Origin of the sequence: Paenibacillus sp. 32O-W (genome assembly GCF_007679495.1) — a bacterium.
GTDB classification, from domain to species: Bacteria; Bacillota; Bacilli; order Paenibacillales; family NBRC-103111; genus Paenibacillus_L; species Paenibacillus_L residui.
In genome coordinates, this window is sequence record NZ_VEGP01000004.1 from 63,016 (window position 1) to 78,492 (window position 15,477).

14 protein-coding genes are annotated in these 15,477 nt (G+C 52.6%); 7 read left to right on the forward strand and 7 right to left on the reverse strand.

Annotated elements, in window-relative coordinates; translation table 11 throughout:
* The first annotated feature begins 20 nt into the window (after window positions 1-20).
* The 4 genes from cobA (at window position 21) to cysC (ending at window position 4,217) form a co-directional block, all read left to right on the forward strand.
* Window positions 21-1,568, forward strand: coding sequence for a uroporphyrinogen-III C-methyltransferase (gene cobA / locus FS806_RS02610; RefSeq protein ID WP_144932884.1), 1,548 nt, complete (start codon window positions 21-23; stop codon window positions 1,566-1,568).
* A gap of 27 nt (window positions 1,569-1,595) precedes the next feature.
* Complete coding sequence (locus FS806_RS02615) at window positions 1,596-2,312, forward strand: phosphoadenylyl-sulfate reductase (RefSeq protein WP_144932886.1); 717 nt, start codon at window positions 1,596-1,598, stop codon at window positions 2,310-2,312.
* A 67-nt stretch (window positions 2,313-2,379) separates the two neighbouring features.
* Complete coding sequence (gene sat, locus FS806_RS02620) at window positions 2,380-3,531, forward strand: sulfate adenylyltransferase (RefSeq protein ID WP_144932888.1); 1,152 nt, start codon at window positions 2,380-2,382, stop codon at window positions 3,529-3,531.
* A 77-nt stretch (window positions 3,532-3,608) separates the two neighbouring features.
* Complete coding sequence (gene cysC / locus FS806_RS02625; RefSeq protein ID WP_144932890.1) at window positions 3,609-4,217, forward strand: adenylyl-sulfate kinase; 609 nt, start codon at window positions 3,609-3,611, stop codon at window positions 4,215-4,217.
* On the opposite strand, the gene FS806_RS26050 is transcribed toward cysC, so the two are convergent.
* Window positions 4,214-4,372, reverse strand: coding sequence for a hypothetical protein (locus FS806_RS26050; protein WP_222126580.1), 159 nt, complete (start codon window positions 4,370-4,372; stop codon window positions 4,214-4,216). The genes cysC and FS806_RS26050 overlap by 4 nt on opposite strands.
* Before the next feature lie 154 nt (window positions 4,373-4,526).
* A complete protein-coding gene (locus FS806_RS02630) occupies window positions 4,527-5,465 on the reverse strand; it encodes a stalk domain-containing protein (protein ID WP_144932892.1) in 939 nt (312 codons plus the stop codon).
* 260 nt (window positions 5,466-5,725) lie between these two features.
* On the opposite strand from FS806_RS02630, the gene FS806_RS02635 reads away from it, so the two are divergent.
* Both FS806_RS02635 and FS806_RS02640 read left to right on the forward strand, forming a co-directional pair.
* Complete coding sequence (locus tag FS806_RS02635; RefSeq protein WP_144932894.1) at window positions 5,726-7,600, forward strand: WD40 repeat domain-containing protein; 1,875 nt, start codon at window positions 5,726-5,728, stop codon at window positions 7,598-7,600.
* Between the two features lie 370 nt (window positions 7,601-7,970).
* The gene (locus FS806_RS02640; protein ID WP_144932896.1) at window positions 7,971-8,978 is read left to right on the forward strand and encodes an LCP family protein; all 1,008 of its coding nucleotides are present in this window, start codon (window positions 7,971-7,973) and stop codon (window positions 8,976-8,978) included.
* A 251-nt stretch (window positions 8,979-9,229) separates the two neighbouring features.
* Here FS806_RS02640 and FS806_RS02645 read toward each other — a convergent pair whose 3' ends face one another.
* Both FS806_RS02645 and FS806_RS02650 read right to left on the reverse strand, forming a co-directional pair.
* Window positions 9,230-10,441 (reverse strand): MFS transporter, encoded by a 1,212-nt coding sequence (locus tag FS806_RS02645; protein WP_260981956.1) that lies wholly within the window; start codon window positions 10,439-10,441, stop codon window positions 9,230-9,232.
* Window positions 10,442-10,915: 474 nt separating this feature from the next.
* Window positions 10,916-11,983: a Gfo/Idh/MocA family protein gene (locus FS806_RS02650; protein ID WP_144932898.1), complete on the reverse strand. Its 1,068-nt coding sequence runs from the start codon at window positions 11,981-11,983 to the stop codon at window positions 10,916-10,918.
* A 126-nt stretch (window positions 11,984-12,109) separates the two neighbouring features.
* On the opposite strand from FS806_RS02650, the gene FS806_RS02655 reads away from it, so the two are divergent.
* Window positions 12,110-13,045 (forward strand): AraC family transcriptional regulator, encoded by a 936-nt coding sequence (locus FS806_RS02655; protein ID WP_144932900.1) that lies wholly within the window; start codon window positions 12,110-12,112, stop codon window positions 13,043-13,045.
* Window positions 13,046-13,072: 27 nt separating this feature from the next.
* Here the strand turns inward: FS806_RS02655 and mntR are convergent, their stop codons facing one another.
* The 3 genes from mntR to FS806_RS02670 form a co-directional block, all read right to left on the reverse strand.
* Entirely contained in the window at window positions 13,073-13,525 is a 453-nt protein-coding gene (gene mntR, locus FS806_RS02660) for a transcriptional regulator MntR (RefSeq protein WP_144932902.1), read from the reverse strand.
* 120 nt (window positions 13,526-13,645) lie between these two features.
* Window positions 13,646-14,545: a metal ABC transporter permease gene (locus FS806_RS02665; RefSeq protein ID WP_144932904.1), complete on the reverse strand. Its 900-nt coding sequence runs from the start codon at window positions 14,543-14,545 to the stop codon at window positions 13,646-13,648.
* Window positions 14,542-15,477 carry a metal ABC transporter permease gene (locus FS806_RS02670; RefSeq protein ID WP_144932906.1) on the reverse strand — a complete coding sequence of 312 codons (936 nt, stop codon included), beginning with the start codon at window positions 15,475-15,477 and terminating at the stop codon, window positions 14,542-14,544. The genes FS806_RS02665 and FS806_RS02670 overlap by 4 nt, the downstream gene beginning before the upstream one ends.

Sequence of the window (15,477 nt, forward strand, 5' to 3'; positions counted from 1 at the left end):
CATGGGAAAGGAGCCGGAGCATGAAGGCCGGGAAAGTATACTTTATCGGAGCGGGACCGGGGGATCCCGGCTTGATTCCGTTAAAAGGGATCAAAGCGTTGGAGGAAGCCCAGGTGGTCGTCTATGACCGGTTGGCGTCCCCCCAATTGTTGGCCTATGTGAAGCAGGGCGCCCGCTTCGTGTTTTGCGGCAAGGAAGCGGGAAAGCATTCGATGGCACAGGAGGAAATTAACGAAATCCTCGTCCGTGAAGCTCTGCGCGGGAAAAAGGTAGCCAGGTTGAAGGGCGGGGATCCGAGCATCTACGGCCGGGTGGGAGAAGAGGCGGAGGCTTGCGCCAGACATGGGATTCCGTTCGAAATTGTCCCCGGCGTCACTTCCGGCATCGCAGCGGCTTCTTATGCCGGTATTCCGCTCACCCACCGCGAATGGAGCTCGAATACGGCCTTCGTCACCGGGCATCGCTGCGCGGGCAATGAGGGGAAGGAGACGAATTGGCAGGCAGCCTCCGGCTTCGACACCCTCGTGGTCTATATGGGGGTGAAGAATTTGCCGTATATTCGGCAGCGGCTGATTGAATGCGGCAAGCCCCCGGCCACCCCGGCAGCGCTGGTCCGGTGGGGAACGACCGGCGATCAGCGTACGCTCGCCGGCACCCTTGATAATATCGCCTCCAAGGCGCAGGAGGCGAACTTCGAGGCGCCGGCGATCCTGATCATCGGTGAGGTGGTCCGGCTTAGGGAAACTCTTGGCTGGTACGAACAAAAGCCGTTATTCGGCCGCAAAGTGCTGTTGTTTCAATCCGAACCTGCTACTCGGGGGGACGGCCGGCTTCTCGAGCAATGGGGCGCCGAGACGGCGGAGGTTCCGGTCCTTCCGGAACCCGCATTGGAAGCGGAACGAGTACTCCAGGCTGCGGAGTCCAGCGATTGGATCGTGTTTGCGGATGTATGGGAGGTGCAGTTTTTCTTCCAAGCCTTGCATGCGGCGGGAAGGGATATCCGCAACATAAATACCCGTATGGCGGCACTCAACGAAGGAGCGGCGGCGGAGCTCGCCCGAAGAGCGATAACGGTTGAATACGACTTTTCTGCGGATTACGCAGCCGGATCGGGAGTGCGGCCCGGGGTGCTTGGGAGCCGGATCGGCCTGCAGGAAGGAGCCCGCATGCTGCTGTTATCGCCCGAGTACACCGGAATTAACGCCCCCTATTCGGAAGATGGGGTTTGCTGGCTATTGGCCGGCATGTCCCGGCAGAAGATTCGGGCTACCGCTTATCTGGCGGAGCTGTTCCGGGAGCGCGGCTTCGATACGCTCTGGATTGGCGATGTCCGTGCTATGTACGCTCTTCAGGAATTGGCAAATCGAGAGCCGGAGCTGGCTTCCAGGCTGCTGTGCATTCCCGAATTCATATGTGTAGGCGAGGGAACGGCGGCCGTAGCCGGAGCTTATGGCTGGAAGGTGACCCGGACTATTCGTGAAGGGGAATCGTTTGTCATAGATGCCGTGGAATGGCTGAATGAGAGCCGCATGGAAGGAAGCGCACTGCATCAGGAATTCGCCGGTTAAGGCGGAACGACGCGAGGAGGGAAACTTATGCCCGGTAACCAGTGGTTGTACGAAACGCTGACAGAGGAACAGTATCGCGGTATCAATGCAGAACTGGAAAAATTAGATTCGCTGGAGGTCATCAAATGGGCTTACGGCCATTATGCCGACGAGCTCGTCTATGCCTGCAGCTTCGGTGCGGAAGCGATCGTGCTGATTGATCTCATCAGCAAAGTGCGCAAGGATGCCAAGGTGATTTTTATCGATACCCATGTCCATTTCAAGGAGACCTACGAACTAATCGTCCGTGTTCAGGAGCGGTATCCGGCTTTGCGAATCGAATTCATCGAGCCGGATCTGACGTTGAGCGGGCAGGCGGCCGTCTATGGGGATAAATTGTGGGAGAGCGACCCTAACCTGTGCTGCCGGATGCGTAAAGTGGAGCCGTTGGCACGGGCGCTGAGTGGGCTGGCGGCCTGGATGTCCGGGCTGCGCAGGGAACAATCTCCGACAAGGGCCCATGTTCAATATGTGAATCGGGACGATAAGTTTCGCTCGATCAAAATCTGCCCGTTGATCCACTGGACGTGGGACGATATATGGGAGTACATCCATACTTACGATTTGACCTATAACGAGCTGCATGATCGCGGTTACCCGAGCATCGGATGCGAAACCTGCACGCTTCCGGTGTCCGGAATCGGCAGCTCCAGAGCCGGAAGATGGGCGGGCAGCGGGAAGACCGAATGCGGTCTTCATCAATGACGAACTCTTCAAACGGCCGATTCTGCGATGACTACAATCTTTTGGAATACGAAGGGGATGGAGCCAAATGAGTATCAATACCCCCCATGGCGGGGAACTGATCCACCGGATAGATGCCGACGCGCAATATGTATCACTGACGCAGGAAATAGAGCTGGATAATATCGCTTTATCGGATCTGGAACTAATCGCCATCGGGGCGTACAGCCCGCTGACCGGTTTCATGGGAAGAGAAGATTACTTGTCCGTCGTGCAGAATATGCGGCTGGCCGGCGGCCAAGTCTGGAGCCTGCCGATCACGCTGCCCGTAACGGTGGAGACAGCCCGGCAGCTAAAGCAGGGCGAGCGGGTGAAATTAGTTCAGAACGGGATTGTCTATGGAGTAATGGAGGTAGAGGAAATCTTCGTTCCGGACAAAAGGCTGGAGGCAGAGCAGGTCTACCGGACCTCCGATCAGGCCCATCCGGGGGTCAGAAATTTGTTCTCCCGTCCCGATGTGTATATCGGCGGGCCGGTGACACTGGTTAGAAGGCCGAAGAAGGGTGCCTTCGCCGATTATTATCTTGATCCCTCGGCAACGAGAAGCTTGTTTGAAGAGCGGGGGTGGAAGACGGTCGTCGGTTTTCAGACCCGCAATCCGGTTCACCGGGCGCATGAATATATTCAAAAATCGGCGCTGGAAATCGTAGACGGCCTGTTTCTGAATCCGCTGGTCGGCGAGACGAAGGCAGACGATATTCCTGCGGATGTCCGAATGGAGAGCTATCGGGTGCTGCTGGAAGCCTATTACCCGAAGGATCGCGTGTTTCTGGCTGTATTCCCGGCCGCCATGCGTTACGCGGGGCCGCGGGAGGCTGTTTTTCATGCGCTGGTCCGCAAAAATTACGGCTGCACCCACTTTATCGTCGGCCGTGATCATGCCGGTGTCGGAAATTATTATGGAACCTATGAGGCGCAGCAAATCTTCAGGCGGTTTTCCGGGGAGGAATTGGGAATCACGTTGTTGTTCTTCGAAAACAGCTTCTTCTGTACAAAATGCGGAAATATGGCCTCGACCAAAACTTGCCCGCATCCGTCCGAGGATCGGGTTGCACTGTCCGGAACAAAGGTAAGAGAAATGCTGAGCCGAGGGGAGGCGCCGCCGCCGGAGTTCAGCCGCAAGGAAGTGGTAGAGGTATTGATTCGCGGAATGCGGACGGAAGCTGCCGTCAAGAAGTAGAGAGATGTGAAGAGGTTGCAAGGGCTGACTGATTCTAGAGCTTGACGCAGAAATAGAAAAGGATGGAGGAATGGAGCATGTCGAATTCATCGGCCGCGGAAAATATTGTCTGGCATGCGGCATCTGTTACCAAACCCGATCGGCATCGCTTGAACCGGCACAAAAGCTGCGTGTTATGGTTTACCGGCTTGTCCGGTTCAGGCAAATCTACGCTGGCCAATGCGGTGCAAACCAAGCTGCATGAATTGGAAAAGCGCTCCTACGTGCTGGACGGGGACAACATCCGCCATGGCTTAAGCAAAGGTCTCGGCTTCAGCGCCGAAGACCGCAGGGAGAACATTCGCAGAATTGGCGAAGTCGCCAAACTGTTCGTCGATGCCGGAATCATTACGCTGACGGCCTTCATTTCTCCTTATCGCGAGGACCGGAATCTGGCGCGCGGGCTGCTTGAGCCGGGAGAATTTATCGAGATCTACGTCAAGTGCCCGTTGGAGGAATGTGAACGGCGCGATCCCAAAGGGCTGTATCAAAAAGCAAGAAACGGGGAAATTTCCGAATTTACCGGAATCTCCTCCCCCTACGAGGAGCCTTTGGCACCGGACATCGTCATTGACAGCTCCCGGAAATCGGTGGAAGAATCGGTTGAATTGGTGATTTCCTACTTATATGATTCATCCTTGATTTAGCTAAACGCCACTCCTACATCAAGCTGAAAAAATACAATTCGGACCTGATTATCCCATTGGTCGGCCGGGGCTTCTATATTTTTCCTCGAAGGAATATGCGGCCCATTGTGTCGAATTTGTCTGTAAAACTGCGTCAAGTCTTGGGGTTGTCTCATAAATCGAATTACGATTTTCCAAATCCCGCCTAGAGAGTTAATTTGGGCTGCAAAAAAAAGGACCCGTTCCCACTCCATAGTGGGATTTGAGGTCCTTTTTACTTCATTGTTGGGATGTTCCCGTCTTATGCAAACAATTCCGGGGCAGCACCGTCTATTGCTGCCCGGTCTCCGTCACGTAATCCTCAACGATATCTTCGGCCCGGATCGTTCCGATAAAGAACCAATCCATGTACAGATCACCGAATTTTTCATAAAACCAGTCGCTGCTGTATCGGCTGAAGCTTCCGAACAGGTCATAGAGGTCGCCAACGGTATTGTACCTCTTGTTTCCGGAATCATCGACCCATTCCACGACCTGGTTCAGGTCAACCTCTCTGATTTCATGCATTTGCGTATAGAGAATAGTGCCGTTAATTCTGTAGTAGATTTCTACAAGGTCCTCATATTCATGGCCCTTTAGCAATTGCCAGCCTTCCATCTCGCCGGTAGCCGGTTCGTGGGACAGGGGACGCTTCGCATCCGGATACCACTCCTTATAGGTCTCGAACGGAACTTCGCCTTGGGGTACAGTGCCGATATACGCAGTAGAGGTTGGCCCGTAAAAATGAACGTCCATCTCCATAATTTCGGCCACAGCTCTGATGGGGGCATAGGTCGTCCCATTGTACAGAATGTTGCTCGTTTCTACCGGAATTCCATGAACCTGGATGGCAATATCATTGAATACGGCTTCGATCGTGTCAAATCTCTTGTCCTCCAGCACGACCTCTTCTTCGGAGGCGGCGGCCGCCTGCGCTTCTGCGGCATCAATGACTTCATCCGGTACTTCTCCGGCCGGAAGCATTCCAATATAAGCGGTTCTAGTTTTGTCATAATAGATGACGTCCCAGCCCAGCATCTCGGCCAGATTTCGAACCGGAACATAAGTCGTGCCCTCATACAGCAAGTTGTTGCTGACAGAGGTGACCCCGTTCACCTTGACCTGGATTTGGTTGAATCCAACCTCAATTTTCTCGGGCTCCGCGGCCGAAGCATAGCCGGGCAGGAGCAGCAGGAAAGCCATCATTAGTGCGATCAAACTCTTTCTCATGGGCGGTCTTCTCTCCTTGATAGTAAGTAGTTTACCAGATTATAGCATCTTTTTAGTTCCGAAGCATCAATAAAATGAGACTTAAGGTGCAGAAATTTGTCCGACACATCGATTAAGATTGCAGCTCGCCAAACTTATTTCTGCAAATGAAGGCCGCAGGCTGGCAGATCATGGTACAATAGATAACGCGATATATTAGGATAAGGGAAAAGAGTAGGTCGGAAAGGACCGGATGAATTGTGGGGATAGGAGCTGAATCTATGAGCATTCGTAAAATAGGGGAACCGATCCAAGGCGTACATATTTGGACGGCCGCTTACGGACAAGAGGGCGGGGAAGACCGGATCTATGCCGTTTCCTCAGGGGAGCCCTGCGTATTATTTGTCATCGATCCTCATACGGCGGAATGCTTGGGCCGTTATTTGCTGGAAGGGGCGAAGCATTGCTGGGGCGTCGTAGCGGTCGATTCCGGTGTATATATCGGAGGGGACGGCAATTTGTACCGGTATACGCCGGAGCAAGGGGCGGTCAATCTGGGCAATGCGATTCCAGGGGAGCATTATACATGGCGTCTCGCCGCAGACAGTCAAGGCAGGGTGTACGGCGGATGCTATCCCGGAGGAAAGGTGTACCAATACGATCCGGCGGTAGGCGGCTTCCGGGATTATGGGCAGATCGTCGAAGGAGAGCAGTATACGCGCTGCATGAAGGCGTTGAATGACAAGCTGTATATTGGAGTCGGTACGAAGAAGCCGCATTTGATAGAATTGGATACGCAGACGGGGGTTGTGAGGGAGATTACACTTCCGGCCAAGTGGCAGGAGGAACAGCTGGTTTATGATCTCGACATTGCCTATCCGAAGCTATTGATCCGCATCACTCCTTCCAATGTGCTTCTCAGTTATGATCTGGAAACCGGAGAATGGGGCGATGAAGTGGAAGGGGTATCGGGCTTGTCTGTCTCGCCGCCCAGCGAGGAAGGGCTGGTGTACTTTGTTAAAGACGACGTTCTGCACTCCTATGATCCGCAGACGTCGGCATTGGCCCCGACATCCCTGGCCATGCCGCAGCCGGCTTCCGACTATGGATGGCTGGAATGGAAGAGCCCGGAATTCCCGGGGAAGAGCCTGGTCAGCGTCAACCGCGACGGAAGCTACTGGATTTATCATCCGGCTACGGACCGATACATAACGATGCGGCCGGAATTAACCGGACGCCCGATTACCCTGCAATCGTTGACCTGCGGACCGGATGGCCGAATTTGCATCGGAGGATATTTCGCCGGCGGATTTGCAAGCTATGATCCGGCAGCCGATAAGCTGGCGTCGTTCCAAGGAATCGGTCAGATTGAGAACATGCTCGCATTCGACGGCAAGCTGTACATGGGGGTCTATCCGAAGGCGATTCTGTTCTGCTATGATCCTGAAGAGCCCTGGGATTATGGGGTTAATCCGAAGCCTCTGTTCTCGCTGCAGGGGGATGAGCAGGACCGGCCCTTTGCTTTCGCCGCTGCAGGGGAGGAATTGGCGATCGGAACCGTATCCAGTTACGGGAGGCTGGGCGGAGCATTAACCTTATATCGCCCGCAGGAGGACCGCCACGAGGTCTACCGCAATATTATCGATAAGCAAAGCATCATTTCACTGGCTTACCATGATGGAACCATCTTCGCCGGGGGTACCGTATGGGGGGGACTGGGGGTTGTACCGGAGAAATCGGAGGCCGTCCTTCTCATGTGGGATACGGCAACGAGGACGAAGGTCTGGGAAGGCGTACCGGTTCCCGGAGAGAAGGCGATATCCGCTCTGGCGTTCGACAGTGACGGTTTCTTATGGGGATTAACGGCCGGTACTTTGTTCCGGTTTGACCCTGTGCGCAAGGAGGTGCTCGAGACGGTCCCGCTATTTCCTTTCGACTGGAAAGAGGTGCCCCATTACTGGAGGGGGGGCTATCTGCAATATCATTCCGACCACTCCTTGTACGGCACTACTTTGGGAAGGCTGTTCCAATATGAATTGAGCTCAGGCAAACTTAACATTCTGGACGACGAGGCCTTCTTGTTCGCCGGTGATCAGAACGGGAATTTGTATTTCGCACGCAATACGGAGCTTTATCAGTATTTACGGCAGGCTTGAGGCCGCCGGATCATAATTGCGCAAGCTAACGATACGGCCCATTGAAAGGATTCAAGTTCAGTGGGCCGTTGATTTGATTTTAAACTTTCCCTATGGCAAATATGTTAATGATGGGAAAAATAGAATACTCCTTTCATAGGTTGGGTTAGTGTTTTTTCGTCACGGTTTGACTTTGTAAAGCTAGATTCGATAGAATAAAATGTAAATTTTCATAGATTCGGGGAGAATTTATTTTACAAGAGAGAGGCTATCAGGTGATTGGCTTCACGAACTTCTCTCCCGGTGACTGTCAGACACTTTTGCAGTGCTATCGGTGGTAGAAAGTTAGAATAATGAAGCGAACCCATTAAATGAATGAGAGGAAAACATCATGGCTAAGAAAATCAAGTGGATCATCGTATCCCTCTTTGTTCCGATCCTGCTGATTGCCGGTTATTACGGTTACTCTATTATTACCTTCGGCATGCAAATTCAAAAAGGAGCAAAGGAAATGGGGTACTCCGAAGTTAAACAAGACAACGGAGGGAAAGAGCAGGTAGACAAGGAAGTCATCCCGGAATGGGAGGGGAAAGAGAGGGTCAACATTTTGCTGCTTGGAGCAGATGGCAGAGAAGAAGGCGATCATGGGCGGTCGGACACGATTATGGTCCTGTCTATCGATCCGGTTTCCAAGAAAGCTCATTTGTTTTCCATCTTACGGGATACCTATGTAGAAATTCCCGGGCACGGCCATAGCAGAATTAATTCCGCATTTGCCTATGGAGGCCCCGAACTGACTATGAAGGTGGTCGGAAATCTGATGGGACTTCCGATTCATTACTATTTTTATGTTGAACTGGACAGCTTTATAGCCTTGGTCGATGCGATCGGGGGAGTGGATCTTTATGTCGAGAAGGATATGAAATATACCGATACGGCGGATAAGCAGGAGTATCAGATCGATCTAAAAGAGGGAATGCAGCACCTGGACGGAAATAAAGCTCTGCAGTACGTCAGATTCCGTAAGGATGCATTGTCGGATTATGCACGGACCGAGCGCCAGCGCAAGTTTCTGAAGGCCGTTGCGGATAAAATGCAGTCCACCTCGACCTTGGTAAATGTCCCGAACATCTTGAATAAAATCGCCCCTTATATTGAAACCAATATGGATTTAAGCAGTATGATCAAGCTGGCGGTTCTGGGGTATAAAATCAAGGCCAACTCCATGGTGACGGAGCAAATTCCGCCTATGGACCTGCTCAGGGAAGAAACGATTAACGGGGCCGCGGTCCTTACGGTCGATCAGAAACGGCTGAGGGCCTTTATAGAGGGGCTGTTCCAAGCGGATGAAGTGGGCCCGGGCCATACTGAGGAGCCATTGGCTCCAAATCCACGATAGAGGCTGAGCGCTTGCAAGGGGAGCCGTCAACGTTACAGTGCCGTTGGTGTCCGCTTCCAGACTAAAGTGCATCTATTTCGCGCCGGAAGTGCCGGATGCGGTGAAATAGAAGTAAAAGTGCATCTAAGCGAAAGCGGTAAGCTTTCGAAATATAAAGCGTCTCCCGATGATCGGGAGACGCTTATTTTTAGGGAAGCGGTTCTGCACACTGCAAGCCTCGACAGGTCAGTCGCCTACGGTTCGATGCGGTTTTAGGCCTGAGCAGATGTTCGCCGTCCGCTTGCTGTCCGGCGGTTCCAGGCCACCGACAGCACCAGGCTGAGCAGCAGTATGATAGCGCCGAACGAGTATGGGATATCCGTATGCTTATCGAATAATATCCCGGCCAGAGACGGGCCGATAATATTGCCAAGACTCATATAAGCATTGTTCATCCCGGCGACGAAGCCCTGCTCATTGCCGGCCATCTTCGACAGCAGCGTATTGATGGCGGGTCTAAGAATCGATGTGAACGTGAAGAACAGAATCGTAATGAGCAGAACGTACCAGAAGTTGCCTGATAACAGCATAAGCAGCAGGGCGACCGCCGAAATCAGGAAGCTCATATTGATCAGCTTTCTTTCCCCATAACGGGTAATCAGCCGGTCTATGAATATCGCCTGGATAATGACCCCGACCAAAGCTCCGATCGTAATGAGGATGGAAATATCTTTGGGAGTAAACCCGTACTTGATATCAACATATAGCCCGAAGATCGCCTCAAAGTTGGCCAAGCCGAAGGTCAGGGCGAAGACCAGGATCAGAAGCACCAGGTAGGGCGCTTTAAAAGACATGGCGAATTGCTTGAGGATGTTCTCTCTCTTGGTCTTGGTGCTGCGGGCTTCGAGCTGCTTATCGCGGGATAGCGTTTCGGGAAGCACTATGATGGAAATCAGCATCGCCACTCCGGCAACAGCTGCCGAGACGTAGAACGGTACCCGGACTCCATATTCTGCCAGGAATCCTCCGATGCCGGGACCGATGACAAAGCCGAGAGACATCGCGGCACCCAGCATGCCCAGTCCCTTGCCCCTCTTCTCCTCCGTTGTAATATCCGCTACATATGCCATCATCGGAGGGATCATGGCAGCGGCGCTCAAGCCGCCCAGCAACCTCGACACGTAAAGCATCCACATCTCCGTGCCCATGGCAAAAATAAGCTGGGACAGGGTAAAGGCAGTCAGCCCGCCGACTATCATTATCTTACGGCCGTATTTATCGGACCATTCTCCGGCTATGGGAGAGAACAGAAATTGCGTCAATCCGAAGGCTGCGACCAGGAAGCCCAGCGCTTTACCGCTGGCGCCGAATTCAAGCATGAATTTCGGCAATATAGGAATAACAAGCCCGATCCCAAGCATGGCAATGAACATGTTGATCATCAGAATAATTAATGCGGTTGTATTCTTTTTTGAAGAACTCACGTAAGGTCTCTCCTCTATAATTATCTATCCGTATATTATCTTTCTGTGTATCTTCTATCTTCTATAAATTTAACTTTCAGCAACTTGGGCTCGACGTTCGGATGGCGAAGAACCTGTCTGGCATGGAAAAGGGCGACCCTGGACCAATGAATTGCGGCTAGGCTCTCCGGTTCATAGGAAGAAATTCGACGGGAATAAGGTTCCTGGATGAATTCTCCGTAATCCGATGGGAGGATGATCGGGTGACGATGGTTTCCACAGCTTTCGTTATTGGACATCGATGGACAATAATTCATTATACCAGCATACAGGCCCCCTTTCGATGGAAAAAATCATTATAAATAGATTTAACCAATGCTGATCTTGTCATGATCAGAGCTATATTATAATGGATAGGCGTGCCTTAAAACAACCGAAAAAATGAGGCGGAGCGGGCCGCCTCTTGTCTATCGCTTATACGGGGGTGTCTTTACGTTAGGTTGCTTTGGGGAATGCTTTCCAGTCATCATTCAATCCGAGTCCGCGTAAATCGGCAATCGTTCCGTTCTGCTCGGCTTCGTATAAGCGCCAGATTACGCGCAATCCCTGAAGACTGGAGGTGCCGTCGGTAAGGGGCTGACGGCTGTTATGGATACAGTCCAGAAAATGAATTATTTCGTACTGGGTCAATTTCCCCGTATCTTTCTGCTCGTATAATACTTGGGAGTGTGAGGAGGTATCCAGATTCGCCTTTTCCGGATGGATTTGTGAGTGCAGAATTAGCTTTCTTGTCGCCGAATCGTATTCGAGCATTCCTTCGGTGCAATGGATGTGAATGCTATAGCCAAGCCTGGTGCCTCGTGCCCCCCAGGTGCCAAAGTGATAGCCCAGTGTGCCGCTTTCAAATTCCAGGACGACATTGCTCGTCCCTTCTCCTTCGAGCCAGGGGGTGCCTTTGCGAGTTCCGATATGCGCCCCTCTGATCGGCTGGCCGAGAAACCACAGCAGAAGGTCGATGTAGTGGCACCCGTGGCTGAAAAATTGCCCGCCGCCCAGCCTGACTTTGGAGTGAGCCCAGTGTCCGGGGGAATATCGGGTATACTGTTCTGTCCAAATGGACATTTGGAATACATCGCCGTAGGTTTTATTATCGACGTACTGCTTCATTAGGCCGATCACCGGCCAGAACCGGACCGGATAAGCCGTCATCAGCGTAAGCTTATTTCGCTCGGCGGTCTCGATCAGCGTCAGACATTCCCGCTCGGTATTGCACATTGGTTTCTCCATAAGCACATGCTTGCCCGCCTCCAGACAGGCCATTCCTACCTCATAATGCAGGTCGTGAGGCAGTGCAATCAATACTGCATCTACGAAGGGCAGTATTTCCCGATAATCGGTGACGGCCACCCCGGCTCCGGTAAAGTCTGCTGCGAGACGGACTTTCTCCGGATCGATATCGCAAACCGAGGTGATCGTCATCCGATCGCCGATCATAGCTAGTCCCTGTAAGTGGGAGCCCGTCATTCCCCCGCATCCGATGATGCCCATACGGATATGGCTCATTTTTTTACCTCCATGAGATCCTATTTTTTTCTCTTGCGTTCATTCATATAATAGGCTTAAGTAAGAGGGTTTGGCTTTAGCGGCAAGGACGACTATTTTATCATTTTGTACGGAGGGGCAGGGGAAATGGGATACCCGAAATATGATTTAAGAGAGGAACTGTCCGTTCGTCAGCTGGTGACCTTTGTCTACAAGGAATTTCCCGTCCATTTCAGATCGCGTGGGGAGAGTCACGACTTCTGGGAGTTTGTCTATGTGGATAAAGGGAAGGTGGAGATCGAAGTCGGGACCGGCCGGGAAATTTTGCAGCAAGGAGATATGATTTTTTATACCCCCAATGAGTTCCATGTGGGTCATGCCCTTGACGGTACGGCTCCCAATTTGCTTATAGTGTCCTTTGTATGCGATTCCCCGGCCATGCGTTTTTTTGAAGGAAAGACATTCCAGTTGAAGGAAGGGGAGAGACAGCTGTTATCCTGTTTGCTGCAAGAAGGAAGGGAGGCGTTCGATCCTCCGGTCGATTCTCCGCTGATGTCGCTGCCTCGGAGGAACAGGTTCGCTTCTTTTGGCAGCGAGCAGGTTATCCGCAACTATCTGGAGATTTTGCTCATTCAATTGATTCGCACAGGGGAGAGAGGCGGATCAGATCGTAAACCTTTCAAGACTGTGTTATCGAACGAAAACAAGGCTTTGGCGGAGCAAATCATCGCCTACATGAGGGAACATCTCTCTGAGGAGCTGTCCATTGATAAGCTATGCAGCCAGTTCCAAATCGGCAGAACCCGCTTAATTACGTTATTCAAGGAAGAGACTGGGGGTGGGGCTATGGCTTGTTTCGGCAAGCAGAAGATCGAGCAGGCCAAGAGCTGGATTCGCGAGGAAAAGCTGAATATGACGGAGATCGGCGAACGGCTCGGTTATAGCAGCATACACTCCTTTTCCCGATCATTCAAACAGGCCGTAGGTATGACTCCGACGGAATATGCCCGTTCCGTCCATGCCCGTTCGGTCCGAGGAACGAAGACGGCCAGGCCGGCCGATCAAGCTGCCGTGGAGGGATAGCCTGGCTGCAGCATATAACACGGTTGCCTATTCAGACGGATCGGGAAGCCTCTTGTTGGGGGGAGCATGGCGAATAAGCAGGTACTGCAGGAAGGATTGATAAATAGGTGGATGCTCCTTAAGGAATTGAACCAGACTGGCGATACGGCAGGAGGTCTGCTGGCCGATATAATGCTCAATCTGTTCGATTTCTAGGCAGGCAACCTCATCGTCTACGCGAAGGATGCGGAAAAACTCTTCCAGGATTTCGTGTTTCCTGACAGTGGACTGACCAATCTTTTTCCCTTTGGCCGTTAAAATAACGTCGCGGTATTTCTCGTAACGGACGAATCCGGATTCGTGAAGGCGCTGAATCATCTTGGTGACCGTAGGCGAAGTGACTTTAAGGCGCGCCGCAATATCGACCGGCCGGGCGTATCCTTTGGTTTCGATCAGCCGATAAATCTGTTCCAAATAATCTTCCATTGCGGGAGTGGGCAAGGATGGTTCACCTCCTTGGACATCATCAACCTATTTGGTAAGAAAAGGGAGCGGCCGCAAAGGCCGACTCCCTATGAATTGCTTATCGTCCAACGGTGACCAAGGATAGCCGCGGCTGATTTATACTGCGGGACTGCTCGCCGCATGGTCGCGGGTCATCCGTCTCTGCTTAAGCTTGCGGAACACTACGCCGTGGGTCGGAGAGAAGAGCAGTGCGATGACGAACAAAACTCCCGCGACGCTGATCATGCATCCGGCAATCGAGGCATCCAGCAGATGTGCGGTGTAATAGCCGGCAATGGAACAGAAGCAGCCGATCAACAGGCTGTATGTGATCATCCGGCCCAGTTTATCCGTCAGCAGATAAGCGGTAGCCGGCGGCACCACCAGCATACCTACGACAAGAATCGCGCCGACGCTTTCGAACGAGGCGACCGTCGTCACGGATACGAGTCCCATGAGTAAATAGTGAAAGAAGGCGACGGGGATACCGACAGCGGCGGCCATGGCCGGATCGAAGGAGCAGAGCTTGAACTGCTTGTAAAAAGCGGTAATCAATATGGCGCTGAGCAGAAGGGCGAGTCCCACACCCCAGACGGCCTTCGGCCCGATGTCGATTCCGGCAATCTCAATGGTATTCCAAGGAACGTAGGCAATTTCCCCATAAAGCACACAATCCAAATCCAAATCAATATTTCTTGTATATAGGCTGACCAGAACGATGCCCACTGCGAAGAGGGCCGTAAACACCACTCCTATGGATGCGTCTGATTGAACGCCGCTCTGATGAAACATTTGTATGAGAAACACGGTAACCAGCCCGAGTACCGCGGCCCCAAGCAGCATGGCCAGTGAGTCTCTGGTGCCGCTAATGAGGAAGGCGATCACGATGCCTGGAAGCACCGAATGACTGATCGCGTCTCCGATCATGGCCATCTTCCTCAGAACGAGGAAGCACCCGACGAGGCTGCAGGCCCCGGCGACCAGCGCACCGGTGAAAATGATCCAGAATGTACTCATACGGCTCTCTCCTTTCGCTCCAGCTTGAGGGAGGCTTCCTCCCGTCTAACCTTGCTGCGGACCGAATGGCGCAGCAGCCACTTGGAAAGGATGCCCCGGCGGGGGGCAAAGATGACCGAGATGACAAAGAGCAGAGTCGCGGACAGCACGCTGAGCGGGCCGGTCGGCAGGTTATTGCCGCTGGCGCTGATGAATGTGCCCACCAGACCGCTCAAGGCTCCGAACAATCCGGACAGCGTCACCATTACGCCAAGCTTCTCGGTCCAGTACCGGGCGGAAACTGCCGGAGTAATCAAGAGCGCAGCCATAAGTACGACTCCAACGGCCTGAATGCCGACGACAACGGCCACCACGATAAGGAACATGATGAGCTGCTCCAGGAAAGTAACGGGGTATCCCATCCCACGCGCAAAACCGGGATCAAAGCTCAGCAGCTTGAATTCCTTAAACAGCAGGGCGCAGGCACCGACAAGCAGGACGGAAATGATGGCCATAATGACAACATCCGTATGAATCATCGAAGCGGCTTGCCCGAATAGAAATTTATCCAGACCGCTTTGATTGCCGTTACCGCTATGCTGTATTTGCGTCAGCAGGACGATACCGAAGCCGAAGAAGACGGTCAGTGTAATAGCCAAAGCCGAATCCTGCTTAATTCTTGTGTTGCGGGTGATATATCCAATGCCGAAGGTAGCAATGATCCCGGCAATTGCAGCTCCCAGAAGGAAGAGCAGGATCGATTTCGAGCCCGTCAGCATAAAGGCAATGCATACCCCGGGAAGTGCGGCGTGGGATAAGGCATCGCCCATCAGCGACTGTTTGCGCAAGTAAGCGAAGCTGCCGATGACTCCGCTGCTTAATCCAAGCAGCATGCAGCCGAATAAAATCCATTGTGTATTAGGATCGAGGAAAATTTCCAGCCATCCGAACAT